Genomic DNA, 22,654 nt, shown 5'->3' with positions numbered 1-22,654 from the left:
TTACATAAATTACAATTGTCATCATTTTATCAATTTGGCAAAATTTTTTTGGGGGGGGTAGGGTAGGATGATTAAAATAATCACGCGCAAATATTTAGGAAAACAAAGTGTCTATGATATAGGAGTTGAGCATGACCATAATTTTGCAATCAAAAATGGGTTAATAGCTTCCAATTGTTTCAATAAATCCCATTCGACTGCTTATGGTTATGTAACTTATCAAACAGCATATTTAAAAGCTAATTACCCATTAGAATATATGGCGGCGCTGTTAACAGCTAACAGTGGTGATACCGATAAGGTACAGAGATATATTACTAACTGTACAAATATGGGCATTTCCATAGATCCGCCAGATATTAATCGTTCTGGTGTTGATTTTACGCCAACAGCAGGAAAGATTTTGTTTGGATTTTCGGCGGTGCGTAACGTGGGACAGAGTGCGATCGCTTGTATTTTGGAAGCAAGAAATGAGACAGGATTTAAATCCCTGGCTGATTTTTGCGATCGCGTGGATTTACGCGCTGTTAACCGCCGCACTATGGAATCGTTGATTTACTGTGGAGCCTTTGACAAAATTGAACCCAACCGTCAACAGCTAATTAACGACTTAGAATTAGTGTATGATTGGGCACAATCTCGCGCTAAAGACAGAGCTAGTGGTCAAGGAAATCTTTTAGATTTATTAGGTGACGGATTTTCTTCTACTCCCACCAATAGAGCAAATAATGCCTTTGAAACTGCTCCAAAATCGAAACCTGTGATGGACTTGCCACCACAGAAAAAGTTGCAAATGGAGAAAGAATTATTAGGCTTTTATGTATCAGATCATCCATTGAAATCCTTACGGCAAATAACACCACTTTTGACTCCAATTAACCTTTCGCAACTAGGAGAGCAAAGAGAAGAAACAAGACTTTGTGCAGTTGTCATGTTGAATAACGTCAAAAAAGTGGTTACTAAAAAAGGCGATCAAATGGCAATTTTGCAAATAGAAGACCTCACTACACAATCAGAAGCTGTAGTCTTTCCCAAAACCTATGAACGGATTAGTTCCTTACTCCAAGTTGATACTAGATTGATTATTTGGGGAAAAGTAGATCGACGTGACGAGCAAACTCAATTTATTCTTGAAGATGCAGAGCCAGTGGAAACAGTACAAATGGTAATGGTGGAATTAAATCCCCAGCAAGCAGGTAATATCGATGAACTACATCGTTTGAAAATAATTCTGCAAGAACAGGCAGTAGACAAAGAAAAGGCAAAAATGCCAGTGATCGGAATTATACAAACTGAAAATTCTCGGAAACTTGTTCGCTTAGGTTGGCAATTTTGCGTACAAGATTCTAGAATAACCGTTCAAGCTTTGCAAAATGCCAGTTTTCCTGCTCATATCAAATCGCTGACTGGTATCTGAAGCCAGAAGCGAAGAGTCCACCAAAACTAAAAAGCAGCTTAATAATAGTTTTACTAAACTGTCAACTGTAAATTGCCCTAAGCATCCAGGCTTGCAGTAGTTTTTTTAGTTACTTATGCGGATGATGAATTCCTTGAGGCGATGGTATATTTTGATGCTAAGACCCTTAAGGCTGCGACCGGGGGAAGGAGTTATAACTTGATGATCGTGAACGAGCTACATAAATTTGTTTCATACTGTAAAATCATTCAACCCCAAACTCAGGAGGACATTAAAAAATTTTTTGAAGGAGTTATCTTATTTCCTTATGATAAGGAACTTCTATTGCAAGCTTATTTATTTCTGAATATTAAAGACTTATTTCCCTCGTGCGCTGAATTACTGTTATTTGAAAAATCTCCAATTTCAGATTACACAGATTTAGGAAAGTGTGATTTTGTCTATCAGACCTTTAAAGGAAGCCTGTTTTTAATTGAAACAAAGTTTATTGATACAGAAGCAACAGGAGCTACTGAAAGAAAAAGAAGAAATAAACACAGAAACAAAGTATTTGAGCAAGTCATTACTTTGAAAGGTCGCTTTAGTGAATATTGGAATATAAGGCTAGATCAATTAGAATGCGGGGTTTTCACAACAGATGCAGAAGTTGCTTGGCGAGGAAATGGCGTGAACGTCATATCTAAATCAATATCTATAGAGCATCTGGAAAAATGGCGAAGAAGCTATCATAGTAGTGAAAAATTTTTATCTCATCAAGATGGATCAAAGCTTGAGGGTAAAGTTAATCTAAAAGGTTGAGCTAAGGCCCAATTAGCTTGTCTGCACACCCATCGTTGATGAAGAAACGGCGCAATGGTTTGCCTTACATTGGGTGGGCTATCGATTAAATCCGTTAGATTCACTTTAGTAATTTTTGGTGGATTTATAAATTTCAAAGTAAGGAAAATCTTCACCTACTCATACCATTTCACGAAAAATTTGGTACAGATGTAAACCTTGAAAGCATTGTTGTATTTAAGTTTTTTAATTGCGTTAGCGGAGCGGGGGGTTAGCCCATTGTGAATTGGTATCAGGTGACAAGACAAAATCATCTACTTTGAATCGGCGGTAGTTGCACTTTTGGTTTTAGCACTAGATAAAGTCTTTCTCCAAATCAGTTGGGAGCGAGTTTTAAATTAGTGCAAGTTATACGGTTAAATCTCAGTAAAACTGCCTAAATCAGCAAGCTCAGGAATGAGTATTTTCGTCGGGCACTTCAAACTTGTAACCATAGCCCCGCACAGTTTTAATAAACTCCGGTATGCTGGCATCGACTTCCATCTTCTTGCGAAGCTGACCAATATGTACATCAACCACTCGGCCATCTCCCACGTAGTCGCAACCCCAAATTTTTTGGATAAGTTGTGGGCGACTCCAAGCCTGATTAGGATGACTTGCCAAAAAATGTAAAATATTAAATTCCAATGCTGTTAAAGCAAGAGGTTTCTCGTTAAGTGTTACCTCCCGTCCCTCTGGGTTAATTGCTAACTGCTTAAAAATGATCCGTTGTGTTGGGGAGGGATTGATGTAGCGTATCCGTCTTAAAAGAGCTTCCACTCTAACTTCAACTTCTGCAAGGCTAAATGGTTTAGTCATAAAATCATCAGCACCTGCGCTTAAGATTTTAATTTTATCAGCTTCGTCAGTCCTACTAGTCAGTATTAGCACTAAAACATTAGTACGGCTCTGCATTTCTTGGCAGAGGTTATAACCATTAAGATCCGGCAAATTCCAATCCAGAATCACTAAGGCCGGGTTGAATTGCTCAAACAACGATAAGGCAGTCTTACCATCTGCTGCGGACTCTATCTGATATTTCCGACTTAAAAAACGATAGACCAGATTTCGCACACCAAAGTCGTCATCGACGATCAGAATTTTGGGAGTAGTAGCGGGAACCATAACCATAATGCTGCCTATTGTAGATTGGGCGATTCGTTACACCAGTTTTGCTTTACGTGTTTTTGTTAATAGTGTATTCACACGCGTCTTTGCTGAGTACGATCGCTACTGTAGTACCTATTTACAATTAATCTTCCATGAAGTTTATCAAAACTTTAGCCATTGTAATGCTAATAAATTTTATCAGTATTGATTGTATAAAGTTTATATAATTTTTGAATTTTGTTGTATAGTTATGAGCTTTAATACTTAAAGCCCTTTCAAGGTGGCTTGTAAAATCTCTTTTTACTCCTATGTCCTCTGTGCCTCTGCGGTTAAAAAGTCTTGTATTTAACCGCAGAGGCACAGAGAAGCCAGTGCGCCCTTGCGGTTCCCCGACTTGTACCCCTACGGGGAAGCAAGCTACGCTCTTAGCGTTCCCGCAGGGTAGCAACTGGTGCAACACAGAGAGAAGAATGGCTTGAGGACTTTTAAAATATCCCTAAGAGCAAACGAGGAGCTTGCTTTGATGTAACTTATTTAATTAGGAAAAGCTATAAAGCTTTATTGTTAGCGATCGCAGATATTGAAAATGCACGTAATTCTTATACTAATAGCTGAATAGTTTAATCTTATTCACAATCTATTTTAATAATCCAATACCATAAAGATAATATTAAATATATTAAGTATATTTAATCAGAACTTACGCAAAATAATGGAAAAACGAACCGCAAAGGCGCAAAGGACACAAAGAAATGAGAGTTTCAGATAGTTATTGCGTAAGTCCTATTAATATAAAAACAATTTTTAATAGTATAATATGACTAATTTTGCAATGCATTAAATGGTATAAAATATTTGAATTAGGTACTCTACCTCAAGAGTGATTTTAAGGAAATTCAGCCCATAGAAAGAGTAATTCAATATGTTTAGTCCGTTAAATTGCTATCAATATCGTCAAGTCAGGGATAATTATGGTTAACAATTTAGTCGGCGGCATTATTCCCCCACAGCCACCAATAGAATCACAGTCTGATGTTCACACATTGAAGTCTCGCCTAGAATGGGGCGAACCAGCTTTTACGATACTGGATGTGCGCGATCGCAACACCTTCAACGAAGGTCACATTATGGGAGCGATGCCAATGCCAATAGATGAATTGGTACAGCGTGCAGTACCTTCTTTAGATAAAAGCCGTGATATTTACGTTTACGGTGCTAGCGAAGAAGAATCTGCCCAAGCCGCTCAACAACTGCGTTCTAATGGATTTGAGCATGTCTCCCAACTCAAAGGTGGTCTTGCTGCATGGAAGGCTATCGGTGGCCCAACAGAAGGCATTGTTGAATCAAAAACTCCCCCAGGTGCAGATGACTACAATGTTGTAGATCGCCTAAAAAATCACCAAGAAAATCTGCCAAAGGGAGGCCCTACCGCGACAGAAGCCATTAAAAAAGGAGCTAGTGACCTCAAGGATAATATTCAAGAGGGAGCCAGTAATCTTAAGGAAGGCATTCAAGAGGGAGCCAGTAATCTTAAGGAAGGCATTCAAGAGGGAGCCAGTAACGTCAAAGAAGCCATTAGTGAATCTGATACTCCTAAAGAACACTAATGATTCCAATATTGGATCTTAGACAAAAAATAACTTAGAAAATTAGCAATAGACCTCTTGCATAAATCAATAATGAAAACCCCACTCAACCTTGGGCTTATATTAAAATATCCCCTCCTTGCTTGTGGTGAAAGGTTAGGGGTAGGGTGTTAAAGAATTTTTACAAGAGGTCTAATCTTGATTTCTCATGGTTAGAGAAATCACAATTCAGAAATAAAAAGATAGAACATTTCCTCTTGTAATGCTTGTAGTCCACAGCAAAAACTTTTGCAAGAGGTTTATTGTTGGCTCAATGTTCAAACAAATCTTTAAACTGCAACAAATCTAAAGAAACTATTGTTGGCAGAAATTCAAAACATTCTTGAGCAATTTCCCAACGCTCTTCTCGTTTGAGCATTTCTGTTAGCTTGTGCTGCACACTAAGTAAGTAGCGCACATCATTGGCAGCATAACTCAGTTGAGCTTCAGACAAACTAGCGGCGTTACCCCAATCAGAACTTTGAGAGCTTTTGTCTAGTTCTACTTGTTCTAACTCTTGCACCACATCTTTAAGTCCGTGGCGATTTGTGTAAGTACGGGCTAATTTACTAGCAATTTTGGTACAAAAAACAGGTCTAACCTGAATCCCCAGATTAGCTCGCAAAGTGGCAAGGTCAAAGCGAGCAAAGTGGAACACTTTTACGACATTCGCCGTTTCCAAAAGTTTTTTTAAGTTTGGCGCATCAGCTTGTCCCTTGGCTATGCGGATTGCAGTCACTTTCCCGGATTCGTTGCACAACTGGACAAGACACAACCGATCGCGCTGTGGCAGTAATCCCATCGTTTCTGTATCAACTGCGATCGCTGTAGATTCTAAATACTCTACTAGAGCTGCGTCGCCTAGATCGCGATCGCTCACCTGAAAATCTTGTAATGTCATGAATTATTCAAAAAGAATAGCAGTGTCCAGCAAATATAAGTTTTGTCAGACACTAGATTATTATTGTGCAAAACAATCAGAAATTAAATCTATCTAGTGCGAAAAAAAAGCTGTGTAAGATAGACTTCGCCTTTATTATTAGTAGCAACGCCAATTCCAGTCAGGTTGTAATTTCCTTTAAGGTTCTTTAGATGTCCGGGACTCTTTATCCAACCAGTAACAGCTTCATCCACAGGGTTACTATATCCCTGATTGAAAGCAACATTTTCCGCCGCACTACTGTAGCGAATAGGGATAGCATTAACTCGCCGTTCAAATCCCTGATGGCTAAATGGTATTTTACCTTTAGCCATATTCTGACTATGAATTCTTGCCTGTCGAGTGATATTTGCATTTAGGGTCAACTTTGGCAGTCCTTTAGAAGCCCGATACCGATTAATTTCGTTAAAAACGGATTTTTCTAGCTCCGTAGTTTTAAAAGTAGGAGTCGATATTGCAACCTGACTCGAAAAAAGCGACAACAGCTTATTACGGGTGGATGTATTCGTAGAAGGATTATTTGGTATTGGAACAGTCGTTAACCCACTAGCAAGGACAAGCGCACTTAAAGCGATGCCAAAAGCAGTTTGTCGGAACATGGAAAATTGCGTAATATGTAGAGATATAAGACTTATACTCTACCCTATTGTTCCGACGATATATACCACGATACTATTAAGGATTGATGAATTTTGGCAATCTGGCTACATCCTTGTATAGGAAGTACAAAAAATTGTTTTGAATTGTCAATACTTGAATAAATCAGCATCGTAAAATTACGGTTATTTTTGCTGATAATTTAAGATTTTCATAAATTACTAAAAAAATAATGTAGTATTCAATAAACAAATGTCATTGAAACTACATTATTCTATATCTAACAAAAGCTTTGCTAGCAGGCTGAAGTCTGGGGAATTTGAGAAAAAACCTAAATTTTACCAAATCTATCAGCGAAAGAAGATTTGTGTGAAGTAGATTTCGCCTCTACTGTTGCTAGCAACACCAATCCCAGTCTTTTCAAAATTACCTCTAATATTAGCAAGATGCCCTGGACTTTTAAGCCAGCCTTGAACAGCTGTCGTCACAGGGTCATTATACCCATAGTTGTAAGCGACATTTTCACCAGCTGAACTGTAGGGAATACCAACTGCTTTAATACGTTCTGAAAATCCCGTATGTCCAAAGGGAACTTTACCTTGAGCCATATCCTGACTGTGAATTCTGGCTCGATTATCAATGGCAGAATTACGAGTCAGCTTTTTGAATCCTTGGGAAACTCTGTAGTCATTAATTTGTTTGAAAATCGCCTGTTCTAGAGCAGCAATGTCAACCTTAGATCCTGCATCTTTAACAGTATTATTTGATACGTTTAAAGATGTCGATGTAAAATTTGAATTTGTAACAGGAGTTGTTACAGGAGTTGTTGCAGAAGTTGTTTTAGGAGTAAAGAAAATTTGTGTGAAGAAGATTTCGTTTGTACCATTGTTGCTAACGACAACACCAATCCCAGTATTTTCAAAATTACCTCTGATATTAGCAAGATGTCCTGGACTTTTGAGCCAGCCTTGAACAGCTGTCGTCACAGGATCGCTATATCCATAGTTGGAAGCGACATTTTCACCAGCTGAACTGTAGGGAATACCGACTGCTTTAACACGTTCTGAAAATCCCGTATGTCCAAAGGGAACTTTACCTTGAGCCATATCTTGACTGTGAATCCTGGCTTGATTATCAATAGCAGAATTACGAGTCAGCTTTTTTAATCCTTGGGAAACTCTATAGTCATTAATTTGTTTGAAAACCGCCTCTTCTAAAGCAGCAGTGTTAACGCTAGACGCTGCAATTATAAAAGTGCTATTTGATACATTTGCAGATGTTGGCGTAAAAGTTGAATTTGTTACAGGAGTAGCGATCGCCCCACTACTGAGAATAATAGTGCCCAAAGCAACGCTGTAGATTGTTGTTTTAATCATTTATTGAAACTAACTGAAACTCTAGCTCCAGAAAGCTTAACCAAGCTAGTATCAATCTGACAACTTGATTATAGGTCTATATACCTCTATTTATGGCGTTTTTTGTCCAAAAACTACCAGTAAACTTTAAAATGCATAAAATTACGAAAAAAAATTACTGTTTTTAAAGAAATTTTCCTCTACCATTAGTATGATTTTCAAACTTCATTTTGTAATACACTAAGATTTTGTTACTTAGTTAATAGTAGTTAAAAAAAGTTATATATTTATAATGCTACTCAATATTAACACTTAAAAATATATCACGATCATGAATTATGATTGAATATCAACATATTACATAATCAAGTATTAACACTGCTAAGTATGAATACTACAAGTATTAATACATACGGTTTAATTAAGAATGCTCGTAGGTTGGTTGAACTTTAGTGTTACCCAACAAACCACCGAAACTGGTGGGTTTCGTTCCTCAGCCCAACCTACGCAGTTAAGGTTTTTGGCGCTAAACTAAGCGTATTGGGAGATCTATTCCTAAAAATGTGCATTCTCAAACTTTGCACAAAACTTTGGGCTGCCAACTCGTCGTGAGTTGGTTGCGGTAGCATAAGGTGTTGGAATTGTTGATCCTATTTATTGCTTTTTCTCAATGATTTTACGTATACTTACGCATCATTTAAGAACTTGGCTACTGTATGTACATCCTTATCACCACGTCCAGAGCAGTTAATTACAATCCGGGGACTGTCGGTTAGTTGGGGACACAGGGTTTCGAGGTAGGCGATCGCATGAGCTGTTTCTAATGCTGGGATAATTCCTTCCAATTTTGACAATCGTTGGAATGCCTCTAAAGCCTCTGCATCTGTTACGCTGTAATATTCAGCGCGACCAGTATCTTTCAAATAGCTATGTTCTGGCCCCACACCGGGATAATCTAAACCTGCACTAATTGAGTGTGCCTCAATGATTTGTCCATCCTCATCTTGCAGAAGATAGCTCATTGCTCCGTGCAATACACCAACTCGTCCTTTTGTCAAGGTTGCTGCGTGTTTTTCAGTATTGACACCTTCTCCTGCTGCCTCAATCCCAATGAACCGTATAGAAGGCTCATTGATAAACTCATAAAATAGTCCCATAGCATTGGAACCACCACCTACGCAAGCCAAGAGAATATCAGGCAATACACCCCACTTTTGGATTGCTTGGGCGCGAGTTTCTTGGCCGATTACTGCATGGAAATCACGTACCATCATCGGGTAAGGATGGGGGCCTGCTACTGAACCGAGAATATAGTGAGTTGTTTCTACATTTGTCACCCAATCGCGAATTGCTTCAGAAGTGGCATCTTTGAGGGTTCCCGTTCCCGCTTCCACCGGACGCACTTCTGCTCCCATCAAGCGCATTCTGAACACATTTAAAGCTTGACGTTCCATATCATGAACGCCCATGTAAATTATGCATTCCAGCCCAAAACGAGCGCAAACTGTAGCTGTGGCAACTCCGTGTTGTCCAGCACCTGTTTCGGCAATAATCCGTTGCTTACCCATACGCTTTGCCAGCAATACCTGACCAAGGGCATTGTTAATTTTATGAGCGCCAGTATGATTTAAATCCTCACGTTTTAAATAAATTTGTGGCCCCGTGCGATCGGGTCGGGCGTAATGAGCAGTCAGGCGTTCAGCGAAATATAATGGTGTGGCACGTCCTACGTAATCCCGTAACAACTGCTGTAATTCTGCTTGAAAACCAGGGTCATTGCGGTATTGCTGATAAGCTGTTTCTAGTTCAGTAAGAGCAGGCATCAGCGTTTCAGGTACATACTTACCGCCGAAGCGTCCAAAGCGACCTAGTGTATCTGGAACCTGAGCAGTTGAATTTGGAGATAGGGGAGTAGTAGTCACAGGCTGTTTTCAATGAGGGGAATGACTTAATTATTATAGAAAGTCTGGGGCATATCCAGGTTATATCTGAAGACTGGAAGCTAAATTCTTCCTCGATACCCAATTCCCCATGCCCAATTACTTTGAATCTCTCGCAATGGATTTGTGATGTTAGCCTAGAAATTGATATTCCAGCAGAATGGTTGCGTAGAAGTTTCCACTACCTTTGAAATTTTTCTTAAACATTCATTTTATGTCTTCTTCAAATCCCAAATCTTCTGACAAAAGCTTTGTCTACCGTGAATTTGGCAACGATAACTCCGCCGCCACAGAAAGACCAATTCCAGAACTCCCTCCACAACAACAAAATCTCAAAGTACAAGCTTCTCGCAAAGGACGCAAAGGCAAAACCGTTACGGTGATTAGCGGTTTTCAAGCCAAACCAGAAACCTTGGCTGATTTGGTGAAGCAGTTGAAAACCCAATGCGGCACAGGTGGGACAGTTAAAGACAACGAAATTGAAATCCAGGGCGAACACAAGCAAAAAATTGTCGAGATTTTGAGCAAACTAGGTTACAAAGCTAAAATTAGCGGTGGCTAATCTTGAGTGCGGTTTACCGCATCTTAACCGTGACCTAGATTAAGAGAGGAAATGTTATCTTTGAAAGGTACAAATATGCTTGAGCATTGGTGAATAACTTTGCCAACAAGCTGTTTTTTGAGAGATGAATAGGAGGTTTAAATGGATTTAGTTAGGATTTTGTGTGCCATTTTCGTGCCGCCTCTGGGAGTTTTTTTGCAAGTAGGTTTTGGTATAGATTTTTGGATTAATATAGTTTTGACACTTTTTGGTTACATTCCTGGGATTATTCACGCAGTATGGATAATTGCTAAGAAATAATTCTTTGTAGGGGTAGGTTTGAGGCTCTGAATACAGTGATAAGTTGAGTTAGAGCCTCAATGAATACATTTTTATGCAGAGTATGAAAACGAGAAAAATAAATTACCTGCAAGATGACTACCTTGGCTAAAGCTTTGGAATCTAAAGATATGGGTTTTTGTGTGTCGATTAATACCGAATTAGCTCTCATTTTTTAACATAGCATACAGCCTAAACTCTAGAAGCAAGGGGCAAATGTGCAGTTGCCATTGCACAGTTGAGACGTTCAAATCTTTGATTAACCCAGTGCTTATATCTAGCACCCAGCCATGAACCATAGGCGCTTTTCGCTCATATAGTACCTGACGCATGATAGAAGTTTGGTAAAGATTTTTTACTTGCGCTACAACGTTTATTTCTGCCAAACGATTCAAACGTTCTTCTCTTGTTGGCAAGGCATCAATTTCTTCTTGTTTCTGTAGATACAGTTCCCGAATCGGATTTACCCAGTTATCAAGAATTCCGATAGTTCTCCCCTCTAAAGCTGCTTTAATTCCTCCGCAATCGTAGTGACCACAAACGATAATGTGTTCTACTTTAAGATGTAAAATTGCGTATTCTAAGACCGCTAAAAAGTTTATATCTGTCAAAGAAATCTGATTGGCAATATTACGGTGTACAAATAACTCTCCTGGTTCTGTACGAGTAAAACTTGTTAATGCCAGACGACTATCAGAACATCCAATGTATAGAAAAGGTGGTGTTTGTCCCTGAGATAAGTCTTGAAAGTAAGTTGGATCTATTGCTAGTTTTTCAGCAACCCAAGCCTGATTATTTCTGAAGAGTTCATCAATACTGTTATATTTCATCTTTCGCCAAATTCGAGAGATAATCTCATAAATATTTTAGCTGATCTACAGTTTTCTATAAATCAATATGAGCTTTTATCCATCTAAAATTTTTATAAAGATGAGATTTTTTCTATAGCATTAATAAAATTATTGTATAAATTGTAAGCAATCAATTTAAAAATTAGAAAAAAATATGTATAAATTTAAAAAATTAGCTAAAGTCAAGTAATCTTTTTATCAAATATAATCTAAGCGTTCAGACTGACTACCTATTTAAAATTCTCATCTATAAGACTAATGTTTGATTTCTGAAAAAGCTCGGTACAGAGCGAAAAGCCTAATTTATTATTCCTTATTCCCTACTCCATACTCCCCGCTCACGTAAATAATTTCAAAAATTAAATAAGATTCCTATAGTATTTCTAGATATTTTTACAAAGCAGAGATTCTGCTTACAGAATCATTTTAAATCATACCCCAAACTGTGCATTTGAGTTAAGCAAGTGCGGCGGAAGTTTTGAATACTGGCTCCTTCAATACACAGAGACACTTTCTGAAGGTGGTAAGCTAACTTAACAAAGATGCCAAATCTGAGGTTGAGATATTAAATTATCAGCTTCAATCGGGGGCAACAACTTTGTTATCCTGATGATGGTTGATTGACCAACGGTGATCAACAGTCATAGAGGAAAACTCACAAATTTCTTCTAGGCGTTTTTGCTGTACGGCAGCTTTACGCAAAGTAATAATTAGTTGATTTACCTGATGCCGTAAATCTGGATTATCATTTACAGCTAACATGGTTTGTCTTTCTAAAAGTTGAAGTATAAGTTCGTAGTGAATAGGAGAAGGTAAAGGAATTTGCTCCATGAAGTTAATTTTTGATTTCATATTTGAGATTTTGTATTAGTCATTTAGCTTTTATCAATAAATTGTTACATAAGAAATAACTAGTTGCTTATGGCTTTGATTTGATTAGCAATGAAGATTTAGCAAAGATATGATGATATTTGATGGCAATGTGCTGCGTGTCCACGTATAGTGTACCCAATTGACCAACTATTGTATGCAGTTAGTTGCTTTATGCTAAGGAGCGTGGGGAAGGTGTTTATTTCAAAAATTTTTCGGCAATATATGAGCGATCGCAGCGCCGGGATCTGGTTGTTTTACCAAAGATTCTCCAATGAGTACAGCCGATGCACCTGCTGTCAGTACCAGACTCAGATCATCTGGGTTGTGTAGTCCTGACTCGCTGACAACAAGGATGTTTTTCTCCTGCAACTGGCTACCCCTTGTAGCCAAAAGTTGGCAAGTAGTTTGCAAGTCAACAGAGAAATCTTCCAAATTACGATTATTGATTCCTATTAAGGAGACTCCATCTAAAGCTAATACACGGTCAAGTTCTGCCAAACTATGGACTTCAACCAAAGTTGCCATTTTTAGGTTGTTAGCAATTTTAAGGAAGTATTTCAAATCTTGATCGCTTAAAATAGCCGCAATCAACAAAATAGCATCTGCACCCTGAACCCGCGCCAAGTATATCTGGTAAGCATAAACGACAAACTCTTTGCACAGTACGGGCAAATCTACGGCAGCCCGAACCTTGGCTAAGTTTTCAAAACTGCCTTGAAAGAACTTGACATCCGTTAACACAGAAAGACAACTAGCGCCACCTTGCTTATAAGACAGGGCGATCGCTACTGGGTCAAAATCTTCTCGTAAAATACCTTTGCTAGGTGAAGCTTTTTTAACTTCGGCAATCAATGCTGGCTTAGTCTTACCTTGACGCAAGGCGGCAACAAAATCACGGGTTGGCGGCGCAGTCAGTACCTGCTTCCGTAATTCTTGCAAAGGAACTTTTTCCCGCATTTGGTCATATTCTATTTCTTTCTGCCAGACAATTTCCTCCAAGATGTTGTTTGGCGCAGCATCAGGTACGACAGCCTGATAACGCAATATCGATACATCAATAGCTGGGTTAGGTGAACGGCGACGGATTTGCATAATTTGTCATTTGTCAGTGGTCATTTGTCATTGGTCATTGGTCATTGGTCATTTGTCCTTGTTTATTGACAAAGGACAAATGACAGAGAACAAATGACTAAATGGCTCGTTTATAAGCTTCGTCCAGCACTTCCGAAAGTGTCGGGTGCGCGTGAACTAGATGTGCAAGACTTTGGACAGATTGACGGTTTGCGATCGCAGCTGAGGCTTCATGAATTAAGTCTGAGGCGTGTAGTCCAAAAATGTGGACACCTAAGACTTCTCCGGTGTCTTTGCGATATATCACCTTGGCAATCCCATCGGCTTCATTTTCTGCCAACGCTTTGGAATTTCCTTTGTAGTAACTCCGACTTGTGGCGATTTCAAAACCTTCGGTTTGTCCTAACTCCTTTGCTGCGGTTTCTGTTAAGCCTACATAGCTAACTTCTGGGTGGGTAAACGCCGCCGCCGGGATGCTGCGATAGTCTACTATTCTTTCCCTCCCAACTATATTTTCTACGGCGATGATGCCTTGAGCAGAAGCCGCATGTGCCAACATCATCTTCCCATTAGCATCGCCAATTGCCCACAGATGCGGTACTACTTCACCTGCTGATAGTACTGCCATGCGATCGTCAACTGGGATAAAATTCCGCCGATCTAGTTCTACACCCACAGACTCTAAACCAAGATTTTTGGTCGCTGGGATGCGTCCTGTAGCTACCAAGCAAGCATCTACTTCGATGACATCTACATCTTCTTTGGTTTTGAAATCTGCTAACTCAATCACCACTGGTGAACCAGGGATGACTTTTTTAGCGTATATCCCTACTTTGGTTTCAATATCGCGGGGAGTAATCAGTATCCGTTCGGCAAGTTTGGCAATGTCTCGGTCAAATCCTGGCATTAACTGATCTAGGGCTTCAATCAAGGTGATTTCGCAACCCAAAGCTGAGTAAATATCAGAAAATTCTAAGCCGATGTAACCACTGCCAATAATTGCCACCCAGTCTGGTAGAGACTCTAACTTGACGCCTTGATCGCTGGTAAAGACAGTTTTGCCATCTACTTCAATCCCTGGAGGCACAAAAGGAATTGAACCAGGGGAAAGGATGATGTCTTTGGCTGTGATGGTTTTTTCACCGCCGTCTCCGATAATAGAGACTTTTTGCGCCCCAGCGATTTTTCCCCAACCGTTAATGATATCGACTTTTAGACGTTTGAGGCTGTTGGTTAAGTCGCCTTGAATTTTCGAGACGAGACTATTAGCATGGTTAGCGATCGCTTGGCGATCAAATTCCACGCTACCAATTTGAATTCCCAATGACTTCAGGTGGTGGGCATTACGTAACTCCCGCACACGTCCAGATGCTGCCAGCAACGCCTTAGAAGGAATACAGCCCCGATTAACACAGGTTCCTCCCATATCAGCAGCTTCAATAATCGCTGTTTTCAGACCGCAACTTACGGCGTGTAAGGCTGCGCCATGCCCGCCTACACCAGCGCCGATAATTACTAAATCGTAATCAAATCCTTGACTCACGTTAGTTTCCCCGTGTGCTTCGCCTATTTATTCTCAACTTGACCGACAATCAGCGCAACCCCTTTAACAGTTATCAGTTTTATTGCTTGACTCTAAATCCCTCACCATAGACCATCAGAACTGTTCACTGCTGACTGTTTACTAATTTCAGGTTCGGGTGTTGCTTCAAATTATGATTCACTCGCTTCTGACGAAAATATGGATGTTTTCAGTAATTATAATCAAATCTATATACTTATTTTTTTGATACTACAAAAGGATTGAGGATAGCTTTGTTAGCCCCAACTCTTGGAGACGCTGTTCGCGTTCGGGGAAGTCAACAAGAGGAAAAGGGGCAGTTCTTGCTGGGAGCAAGGGGGAAAACCGAGACGGTTATGGTGTGTAGAGACATTACATTGCAACGTCTCTACAAGCGTTATCGATACTCCTAACTCAGCACTCAGCACTGTTTTGCCCTATATCCATAACTTTGAATTTCTTTACAGCGCGTTAGCCTAACACTAAGCTGGATTTAGGTATTCATCCAGAAGATTTACGCAGGCGATCGCTCGATGTCTATTCCCCAAATTAGTGAATTTACTATCCGCCGTCATGCCAACGCCAAATCTTTCCAACGGGGCGAGGCATATTATGAGGCTGGTGCTGTCAATACAGTTACCCAACGTGGCGATCTGCTTCAGGCAGATGTTGTAGGCAATGAAGCCAAACCTTATCATGTCAACCTGAGTTTCGATAGCAGTGGGTTAACCTCAGCAAACTGCACCTGTGCCTACAACTTTGACGGGTGGTGCAAACACATTGTAGCGACGATGCTTGTTTGTGCGCGTAACCCAGAAAACATTGAGCAGCGCCCCACCCTAGAACAACTACTTAATCGCCTAGATTATATCCAAACTCAAAGGCTGCTGCAAGAGTTAGTAACAGAACACCCACCACTAATTGAAGTGATTGACCGCCATGTAAGTTGGATGACGAATCTTACTGACAAGCAAACAACCACAAAACCCTTGCTCTACATTACTATTGATCCGGCTCCTTTTAGGCGGCAAGTGCGGCAGATTCTCAAGGATACCGTGCGCTACTTTGAGGAAGGGTGCGAAGAAGATCCAATTGGTGAAGAATTGCTGAGTGTGGTGCAAACTGCGGTAGATTTTAGCGAACGGGGAGAGGGTGAGAATGCGATCGCTATTTTAGAAGCGATTACCTCTACCTGTGTGGAAAATTGGGATGATGTTGCAGAATACGGTGCCGAAAATGATGAACTTATTGAGGAATTAAATAATGCCTGGTGTGAAGCAATTCTCAGTGCTGAACTCACCCCAGAAGAAAAAGTTGATATTCAAATAAATTTAGAAGCTTGGCAAGATGAGTGGAATGCTGATTTTGGCATGATTATGGAAGCTTTACGCCAAGGTTGGGATTATCCACCACTGGTGCAAGTTCTTCAAGGTAATATTACCGAAAGGGGAGCGTGGGAAGAAGACGTGCCAGATTACGCGGATGATTTGGCACTAATTCGCCTAAAAATCCTCGAACGTCAGGAACGTTACCAAGAATACTTATATTTAGCAGAAGCGGAAGGGCAAACCCAACAGTATCTGACAATGCTAGGGCGTTTAGGCAGGGTAGAAGAAGCAATTGATGCTGCTCAAACCCAAATGAACTCAATGGAAGAGGCTTTTGCCCTAGCGAAAACACTCAGTGGACAGGGGGCATTACAGCAAGCACTAAATATAGCCCAGAGTGGATTAAATTTACCGGGTAAGTGTCAGTATGAATTGGGGATTTGGACAAGTGATTTGGCTATTGAGTTGGGTGATAGTGAAGCTGCTTTATTAGCAATTAAGGCGGCTTTTCAAGTGAAGCCCTCCTTTTTTGACTACCAGAAGATGGCAGAATTGGCCGGGAAAAATTGGGAAAGTGTCAAAATAGACCTGCTGAGAATTATTCGTACTGTTAATGGTGGGGGAACAGAATCAGCCAAGGTGGATATATTCTTGCATGAGGGGCTAATTGATGATGCAATTGCGATCGCTAGTGAACTCAGTTCTTATAATTCAGACTTGATTCACCGAGTCATGGATGCTGCTATCCCTCATAATCCTAGTTGGGTGATTGCTAATGCTCGTCGCCGTGCCGAAAAAATTATGGATGCAGGTAAAGCCGAATACTATTATTACGCAATTGAATGGTTGAAAAAGGCACGTAACGCCTACTTGGAATCTGGAAATAAAGCTGACTGGTTAAGCTATCGTCAAAACTTGATGCAAACCCACGCTCGTAAACGTAAATTGATGGGAATGTTTCAGCAAAAGGATATGCAGTAACCCTAAAACATAACAAAACGCTAGTTTGCCTACTTTTAACAAGGGGATTTTGCCTCAAGTCTTGTTAATTGAAATAGTAGGTAGATTTACGCCGTACTCGTAGATTTACGCCGTACTCCCGCAGCAACAGATAATTCTAATATATCTGCTTGCTTATGCAGCTCGAACATCATCAATGCTTTTAAGTCTGCAATAAGTAGTTTATTTAGCTTTTAAATTGAAATTTACCCAAGATATCAACTTTAGTGACAAGAGATGAAGTAAGATTCACATCTGAAACAGTCTTTGAATAATCCCATAGTTTCTAACAAAAAATAGCCTGGTGCGATGATTGATAAATATCCTCAAAATCTTATAGTGTCCTGCTTACCACTGAGTATGCTTCTATTACTTGGCAGTATAATTTCTAGTCCAGTGAAAGCTCAAGCTGTTAATACTACACAATTACCACCTAGCAATTCTATCCCACAACAACTTCCACCGCCACAGGATGTTCAACCACCGTTACCTTCGCCAGTTCCATCACCTGAACCACCACAGCCACTCCCCCCGCCAGCAGAACTATTTCCACCTTCTACTCCAACTCCCACACCTGATAATCCACTCCCTGACAACCTTCCTCAAACTATTGTTGTTGAACGTTTTGAAGTTGTTGGTAGCACAGTATTCAGTCCCGAAGAGTTAGCCCTCGCTACTGCTGAATTTACTAAACGACCGATCTCGCTAACTGAAGTATATCAAGCACGTTCTAAAATTACTGATTTATACGTTAAAAATGGTTATATTACTTCTGGTGCTTATATCCCGCCCCAAACAATCCAATCTGGTGTTGTAAAAATTCAGGTAGTCGAAGGCAAATTAGAAGATATCCAGGTAACTGGAACTCGGCGGTTGAATCCGAATTATGTCCGTAGCCGATTAGCAATAGCTACATCAGCGCCTCTGAATCGGCAACGTCTACTAGAGGCACTGCAACTTTTGCAACTTAATCCTTTGATTAAAAACGTTTCTGCTGAACTTACCGCAGGATCGCGGACTGGTACAAGTCTTTTAGAGGTCAAAATCAGCGAGGCACAAACCTTTAGTAGCCCAATAATTCTTGATAATGGGCGATCGCCTAGTGTTGGCAGTTTCCGCCGTGGATTACGATTGAATGAAGCCAACTTACTCGGATTTGGAGATAGTCTGAGTTTAGGATACACCAATACTGATGGTAGCAACTCCTTTGACGGTAGTTACACATTGCCTCTTAATCCCCGCAACGGGACACTTAGCTTCAACTATGGCACTACATCAAGTGATGTCATTGAACCTGCTTTCAAAGATTTAAATATCGAATCGGCATCTCGCTACTACGAATTGACATTCCGTCAGCCCATAGTCCAAACTCCCACACAAGAATTCGCCCTTGGGTTAACAGCCTCCCGACGGGAAACTGAAGCCTCTTATTTCCCCTTCAGAGTAGTACGACTACCTTTCCCCGGTTTAGGTGCTGATGAACAGGGACGCACCAGGGTATCTGCCTTGCGATTTTTCCAAGAATGGACGAGTCGTAACAGCCGCGAAGTCATCGCCCTACGCTCTCAATTCAGTTTGGGTTTAGATGTGTTGAATGCCACAGTTAATCAAAATCGTCCTGATAGCCGTTTTTTTGCTTGGCAAGGGCAAGCGCAGTGGGCACGCCTTTTAGCTCCTCAAACCTTACTTTTACTTCGTTTAAATACGCAACTTGCATCTACAACACTCTTACCCATAGAACAAATTGGCTTAGGTGGGCAGGATAGCGTTCGGGGTTATCGCCAAGATTATCTGCTGACAGATAACGCCACTTTTGTTTCTGCGGAAGTTCAAGTACCGATTCTGCGCTTACCCCAGATAAATAGCACGTTACAGGTTGTCCCCTTTGCGGATTTTGGTGTTGGCTGGAATAATTCTGGTGCAACAAACCCGAACCCCGGCCCTAATACTCTAGCTTCTGTTGGTCTGGGGTTGCGTTGGTCACAGGGCGATCGCTTCACCGTTCGTCTTGACTGGGGCATTCCTTTAGTATCCGTTAACTCGAATGATAGAACATTACAAGAAAACGGACTATATTTTAGTTTATTCTATAATCCTTTTTAAAATTTAGGGGTTCATTCTCCTTCCTTTGCCTTCTCTAACATAGGCTGCGCCAATTGGAGTTCCCGCTCTATTAAAGCAACTGGCGTGCGATTTCAAATCCTTAGATATTTTTCCCTACTGAGATGCCCCCAATTTATTTAATCCCTGCCTTGCTCTAATCTAGAGAGCAAAATTAATTCCGTAAAATAGAACTATTTGACTGATTAAAAAATAAAAATCAGATGCTTATTTATTTCATTCAGAGTTTTCCCACCACTCAGAATAAAAATCCGCAAATATACCAAGTGTTCTATTCAGCGTTTGATTTTATTCTGGGTATCCTAAGAAAGACAAGCTTAAGCGATATGGACAAAGGGGGAAAATTTATAAATTATGTATGAATAGAGAAAACAGCTAGAGCTTCTACCGCAAAACTGAATGCCCTGCTTTTTAAGAAAGGTTAACCTTAACCTAACAGTATTGGAACTTGTGGGAGTAGGATTATTCAGACTAAAGACCTAAAAATATGAAAGATTGAGGAACAACCATGCTAGGAAACGAGCGGGAAAAAATACGCCATCTGTTGGTCATTCAAGACCTGCAAGGTCGGCGAACTGTCCCCTTGCAAGAGACTACTTATTCTCTGGGGCGGCATCCCGCAAACACTATTATCTTGTCTTCCCGGTCAGTATCAATGCAACATGCAATTTTATTGCGAGTAACTGTTCCAGAGACTGATCAATATGGCTTTCAGATTATTGATGGTAACTATAAGGGAAAAGGGAGTACTAATGGCTTATTTGTCAATGGTACTAAATGCTCTTCCCATAATCTCAGAAGTGGAGATGTCATTGCCTTTGGCAGTAATCAAGCTCAAGCTAAATATTATGCTATTTCTAATATTTCAGAACAAGCATTTTCTGAATCTTTTGATGTTGAAGACTTATCTGGTTTCTTATCAGAGCAAGGCAGTCCTGCCAATCCTTTTCAAACCTTAGCTCTCGATCCCAGCTTTGAACTAGCTAGTGAGTCTGCTCTAGCTCGCCTAGCATCTTTCCCTGAACTCATCCCCAATCCAATCATTGAGATGGATTTAGAGGGAAGAGTTACTTATCTTAATCCAGCCGCAGCTCTTAAGTTTCCCAAACTTAGGGAAATTGGAACAAAACACCCGATTTTAACAGGGCTTTTAAGTACAAATAATGTAGAAAAAAATTCTTTTGTGCGAGAGGTGGAAGTAGGTACAGAAGTTTTTGAACAATCCGTTCTCTACTTACCTGAAAGTGATTTAATTAGAACTTTTATTATTAGGGATATTACAGAGCAAAAACAAGCGACAGCCGAACTACATCAGCGCGATCGCTTGCTACAGGCAGTCGCAGAAGCTGCCAATTATTTGCTTGGGGAAATGAATTATGAAACTGGTATTGATCTAGCTTTAGCTGTATTGGGTGAAGCTGCCAAAGCAGATCGTGCCTATCTCTTCCAGAACCATTCCCATCCTGCTACAGGAGAAATAGTAGTCAGCTTGGGGTTTGAATGGACACATCCTTCTATTGAATCTACTTACAAATATTGGCAGAATCAGCCTTATCAAGGTTCTGGATTAGCTCGTTGGTACACTGTTCTCTCTAGCGGCAAGTCGATTAGTGGACTAACCCAACAATTTCCTGCTGCCGAACAAGAATTCCTGATTCGAGATGGCATTCAATCCCTTCTCCTGGTACCTCTTTGCTTGGAGAATGAGTTGTGGGGTTATCTTGGCTTGGCAGACTGCACCTTTGAGCGCCATTGGTCAAAGCACGAAGAATCTACCCTTTTGACGATGGCCGCCAGTATCATTGGTGCACGGCAACGTCAGCAAGTAGAAGAAAAGATTCGCTATCAAGCCCTACATGACATGTTGACAGGGTTGCCCAATCGCCTACTATTCAATGAGCTGCTTAATAAAACTCTCCCCAACGTCACTCGCAATGGTGATAGTTTAGCTGTGATCTTCCTCGACCTGGATCGCTTCAAAGTGATTAATGACACTTTGGGGCACACTCTGGGAGACCAATTGTTACAAAGCGTCGCTCAAAGATTACAAGGCTCACTCAGAAGCGGGGACACTATAGCCCGTTGGGGAGGTGATGAGTTCACTATCTTACTCCCGCGAGTCAATGATATTGAAGAGGTAACATTAGTGGCGTATAGAATATTACAGGCATTGGAGGATGCTTTCTATCTTCAAGACCATGAACTTTATGTGACTGCCAGCCTCGGTATTGCGTTGCTTGATAGCAACAGTCCTGACGCCGAAACCCTAATTCAGCACGCAGATGCCGCTTTGTACTACGCCAAGGACAAAGGGCGGAATAACTACCAATTCTATAGTGTTTCTCTCAGTGCTAAAAATCCTGAACTCCTGACTTTAGAAAAGAGCTTGCGCTATGCCCTAGAACGTAATGAATTTACGCTACACTATCAGCCTCGCGTAAACATTATTACAAAAGAAATTACTGGTATGGAGGCTCTATTGCGCTGGCAGCACCCAGAGATGGGATTGGTCGCACCCAGTGTTTTCATTCCCCTAGTCGAAGAAAGTGGATTAATTGTCCCCATTGGCGAATGGGTGCTACGGACAGCCTGTATTCAAAATAAAATCTGGCAAGATGCAGGATTGCCACCTATAACGATGGCTGTTAATCTTTCTCTTAAGCAGTTCCGTCAACCCAAATTGGTAGAGACTATAGCTACAGTTTTAGAAGAAACGGGTCTGGAGCCGCGCTTTTTAGAATTAGAAATTATGGAAACTACAGCCATTGAGGATTTAGATTTTACCAAAACGGTGTTAAAGAATCTACAGCAGATGGGTGTTTGCCTTTCCATTGATGACTTTGGTACAGGTCATTCCTCGCTCTCGCGTCTACAGCTTTTGCCACTCCACAATCTGAAAATAGATAAATCTTTTATTCAATATTTAACGCAGGATGTCAAAGTAGCTCATATTATCAAGGCGATAGTTACTTTGGGACACAGCTTAGGATTGAAGCTGATAGCCGAAGGGGTAGAAAAAGAAGAGGAACTGGAGTTCTTGAAATCTATTAATTGTGAGGATGTACAAGGCTATTTATTCTACCGACCACTTTCTGTCCAGAAAGCAACAGAAATCCTTGAAAGTAAACAACCAACCTAATAAGCTGTTACACAAATAAACATTGCACATT

General features: G+C 40.5%; 17 protein-coding genes and 1 pseudogene. 9 read left to right on the top strand and 9 right to left on the bottom strand.

The features are described from left to right. The first annotated feature begins 67 nt into the window (after positions 1-67). Positions 68-1,417: an OB-fold nucleic acid binding domain-containing protein gene (locus tag RMZ43_RS19790; protein WP_322648354.1), complete on the top strand. Its 1,350-nt coding sequence runs from the start codon at positions 68-70 to the stop codon at positions 1,415-1,417. Positions 1,418-1,618: 201 nt separating this feature from the next. Beyond that, on the top strand, positions 1,619-2,215 hold the full coding sequence (locus RMZ43_RS19785; RefSeq protein WP_109009055.1) for a hypothetical protein: 597 nt from the start codon (positions 1,619-1,621) through the stop codon (positions 2,213-2,215). Between the two features lie 429 nt (positions 2,216-2,644). Here RMZ43_RS19785 and RMZ43_RS19780 read toward each other — a convergent pair whose 3' ends face one another. After that, the gene (locus tag RMZ43_RS19780) at positions 2,645-3,364 is read right to left on the bottom strand and encodes a response regulator transcription factor (RefSeq protein ID WP_322655329.1); all 720 of its coding nucleotides are present in this window, start codon (positions 3,362-3,364) and stop codon (positions 2,645-2,647) included. 1 nt (position 3,365) lies between these two features. Here RMZ43_RS19780 and RMZ43_RS19775 point away from each other — a divergent pair, with 1 nt between their 5' ends. Together RMZ43_RS19775 and RMZ43_RS19770 are read left to right on the top strand one after the other, a co-directional pair. Continuing rightward, the gene (locus tag RMZ43_RS19775; RefSeq protein WP_322655328.1) at positions 3,366-3,551 is read left to right on the top strand and encodes a hypothetical protein; all 186 of its coding nucleotides are present in this window, start codon (positions 3,366-3,368) and stop codon (positions 3,549-3,551) included. Positions 3,552-4,314: 763 nt separating this feature from the next. Continuing rightward, positions 4,315-4,761, top strand: a pseudogene (locus RMZ43_RS19770) (rhodanese-like domain-containing protein); the annotation flags it as partial. Positions 4,762-5,239: 478 nt separating this feature from the next. On the opposite strand, the gene RMZ43_RS19765 reads toward RMZ43_RS19770, so the two are convergent. The 4 genes from RMZ43_RS19765 to trpB all read right to left on the bottom strand — a co-directional run bounded on the left by RMZ43_RS19765 (position 5,240) and on the right by trpB (position 9,782). Continuing rightward, positions 5,240-5,869, bottom strand: coding sequence for a ribonuclease H-like domain-containing protein (locus tag RMZ43_RS19765; protein ID WP_322655327.1), 630 nt, complete (start codon positions 5,867-5,869; stop codon positions 5,240-5,242). Between the two features lie 89 nt (positions 5,870-5,958). Beyond that, a complete protein-coding gene (locus tag RMZ43_RS19760) occupies positions 5,959-6,507 on the bottom strand; it encodes a CAP domain-containing protein (RefSeq protein ID WP_322648358.1) in 549 nt (182 codons plus the stop codon). 348 nt (positions 6,508-6,855) lie between these two features. Next, positions 6,856-7,881 carry a CAP domain-containing protein gene (locus tag RMZ43_RS19755; RefSeq protein ID WP_322655326.1) on the bottom strand — a complete coding sequence of 342 codons (1,026 nt, stop codon included), beginning with the start codon at positions 7,879-7,881 and terminating at the stop codon, positions 6,856-6,858. 665 nt (positions 7,882-8,546) lie between these two features. Continuing rightward, positions 8,547-9,782, bottom strand: coding sequence for a tryptophan synthase subunit beta (gene trpB, locus RMZ43_RS19750; protein WP_322648360.1), 1,236 nt, complete (start codon positions 9,780-9,782; stop codon positions 8,547-8,549). A 232-nt stretch (positions 9,783-10,014) separates the two neighbouring features. Here trpB and RMZ43_RS19745 point away from each other — a divergent pair, with 232 nt between their 5' ends. Next, on the top strand, positions 10,015-10,362 hold the full coding sequence (locus tag RMZ43_RS19745; protein WP_322655325.1) for a translation initiation factor: 348 nt from the start codon (positions 10,015-10,017) through the stop codon (positions 10,360-10,362). A 141-nt stretch (positions 10,363-10,503) separates the two neighbouring features. Beyond that, entirely contained in the window at positions 10,504-10,662 is a 159-nt protein-coding gene (locus RMZ43_RS19740; protein ID WP_012410519.1) for a YqaE/Pmp3 family membrane protein, read from the top strand. Positions 10,663-10,841: 179 nt separating this feature from the next. Here the strand turns inward: RMZ43_RS19740 and RMZ43_RS19735 are convergent, their stop codons facing one another. The 4 genes from RMZ43_RS19735 to lpdA form a co-directional block, all read right to left on the bottom strand. Continuing rightward, positions 10,842-11,510 carry a carbonic anhydrase gene (locus RMZ43_RS19735; RefSeq protein ID WP_322648362.1) on the bottom strand — a complete coding sequence of 223 codons (669 nt, stop codon included), beginning with the start codon at positions 11,508-11,510 and terminating at the stop codon, positions 10,842-10,844. Positions 11,511-12,110: 600 nt separating this feature from the next. Beyond that, entirely contained in the window at positions 12,111-12,362 is a 252-nt protein-coding gene (locus RMZ43_RS19730; protein ID WP_190914598.1) for a DUF5340 domain-containing protein, read from the bottom strand. Between the two features lie 243 nt (positions 12,363-12,605). After that, the gene (gene trpC / locus RMZ43_RS19725) at positions 12,606-13,496 is read right to left on the bottom strand and encodes an indole-3-glycerol phosphate synthase TrpC (protein WP_322655324.1); all 891 of its coding nucleotides are present in this window, start codon (positions 13,494-13,496) and stop codon (positions 12,606-12,608) included. A 97-nt stretch (positions 13,497-13,593) separates the two neighbouring features. Continuing rightward, positions 13,594-15,018, bottom strand: a complete 1,425-nt coding sequence (gene lpdA / locus RMZ43_RS19720; RefSeq protein ID WP_322648364.1) for a dihydrolipoyl dehydrogenase — start codon at positions 15,016-15,018, stop codon at positions 13,594-13,596. Positions 15,019-15,569: 551 nt separating this feature from the next. On the opposite strand from lpdA, the gene RMZ43_RS19715 reads away from it, so the two are divergent. The 3 genes from RMZ43_RS19715 (at position 15,570) to RMZ43_RS19705 (ending at position 22,623) form a co-directional block, all read left to right on the top strand. After that, the gene (locus RMZ43_RS19715; protein WP_322655323.1) at positions 15,570-17,345 is read left to right on the top strand and encodes an SWIM zinc finger family protein; all 1,776 of its coding nucleotides are present in this window, start codon (positions 15,570-15,572) and stop codon (positions 17,343-17,345) included. A gap of 327 nt (positions 17,346-17,672) precedes the next feature. Further along, positions 17,673-19,466 (top strand): ShlB/FhaC/HecB family hemolysin secretion/activation protein, encoded by a 1,794-nt coding sequence (locus tag RMZ43_RS19710; RefSeq protein ID WP_322648367.1) that lies wholly within the window; start codon positions 17,673-17,675, stop codon positions 19,464-19,466. A gap of 526 nt (positions 19,467-19,992) precedes the next feature. After that, positions 19,993-22,623 carry an EAL domain-containing protein gene (locus RMZ43_RS19705; RefSeq protein ID WP_322655322.1) on the top strand — a complete coding sequence of 877 codons (2,631 nt, stop codon included), beginning with the start codon at positions 19,993-19,995 and terminating at the stop codon, positions 22,621-22,623. Positions 22,624-22,654 lie beyond the last annotated feature (31 nt).

This window comes from Nostoc sp. CmiVER01 (genome assembly GCF_034531135.2).
Classification (GTDB): Bacteria; Cyanobacteriota; Cyanobacteriia; order Cyanobacteriales; family Nostocaceae; genus Nostoc.
The sequence above is the reverse complement of the archived record's forward strand: the minus strand, read 5'-3'. Positions and strand labels throughout refer to the sequence as shown.

Excerpts from the sequence above, each read along its gene's own strand:
- RMZ43_RS19790 (WP_322648354.1), top strand. The coding sequence starts at position 68 with ATGATTAAAATAATCACGCGCAAATATTTAGGAAAACAAAGTGTCTAT.
- RMZ43_RS19785 (WP_109009055.1), top strand. The coding sequence starts at position 1,619 with ATGATCGTGAACGAGCTACATAAATTTGTTTCATACTGTAAAATCATT.
- RMZ43_RS19780 (WP_322655329.1), bottom strand. The coding sequence starts at position 3,364 with ATGGTTATGGTTCCCGCTACTACTCCCAAAATTCTGATCGTCGATGAC.
- RMZ43_RS19775 (WP_322655328.1), top strand. The coding sequence starts at position 3,366 with ATGCTGCCTATTGTAGATTGGGCGATTCGTTACACCAGTTTTGCTTTA.
- RMZ43_RS19765 (WP_322655327.1), bottom strand. The coding sequence starts at position 5,869 with ATGACATTACAAGATTTTCAGGTGAGCGATCGCGATCTAGGCGACGCA.
- RMZ43_RS19760 (WP_322648358.1), bottom strand. The coding sequence starts at position 6,507 with ATGTTCCGACAAACTGCTTTTGGCATCGCTTTAAGTGCGCTTGTCCTT.
- RMZ43_RS19755 (WP_322655326.1), bottom strand. The coding sequence starts at position 7,881 with ATGATTAAAACAACAATCTACAGCGTTGCTTTGGGCACTATTATTCTC.
- RMZ43_RS19745 (WP_322655325.1), top strand. The coding sequence starts at position 10,015 with ATGTCTTCTTCAAATCCCAAATCTTCTGACAAAAGCTTTGTCTACCGT.
- RMZ43_RS19740 (WP_012410519.1), top strand. The coding sequence starts at position 10,504 with ATGGATTTAGTTAGGATTTTGTGTGCCATTTTCGTGCCGCCTCTGGGA.
- RMZ43_RS19735 (WP_322648362.1), bottom strand. The coding sequence starts at position 11,510 with ATGAAATATAACAGTATTGATGAACTCTTCAGAAATAATCAGGCTTGG.
- RMZ43_RS19730 (WP_190914598.1), bottom strand. The coding sequence starts at position 12,362 with ATGGAGCAAATTCCTTTACCTTCTCCTATTCACTACGAACTTATACTT.
- trpC (WP_322655324.1), bottom strand. The coding sequence starts at position 13,496 with ATGCAAATCCGTCGCCGTTCACCTAACCCAGCTATTGATGTATCGATA.
- RMZ43_RS19715 (WP_322655323.1), top strand. The coding sequence starts at position 15,570 with ATGTCTATTCCCCAAATTAGTGAATTTACTATCCGCCGTCATGCCAAC.
- RMZ43_RS19710 (WP_322648367.1), top strand. The coding sequence starts at position 17,673 with ATGATTGATAAATATCCTCAAAATCTTATAGTGTCCTGCTTACCACTG.
- RMZ43_RS19705 (WP_322655322.1), top strand. The coding sequence starts at position 19,993 with ATGCTAGGAAACGAGCGGGAAAAAATACGCCATCTGTTGGTCATTCAA.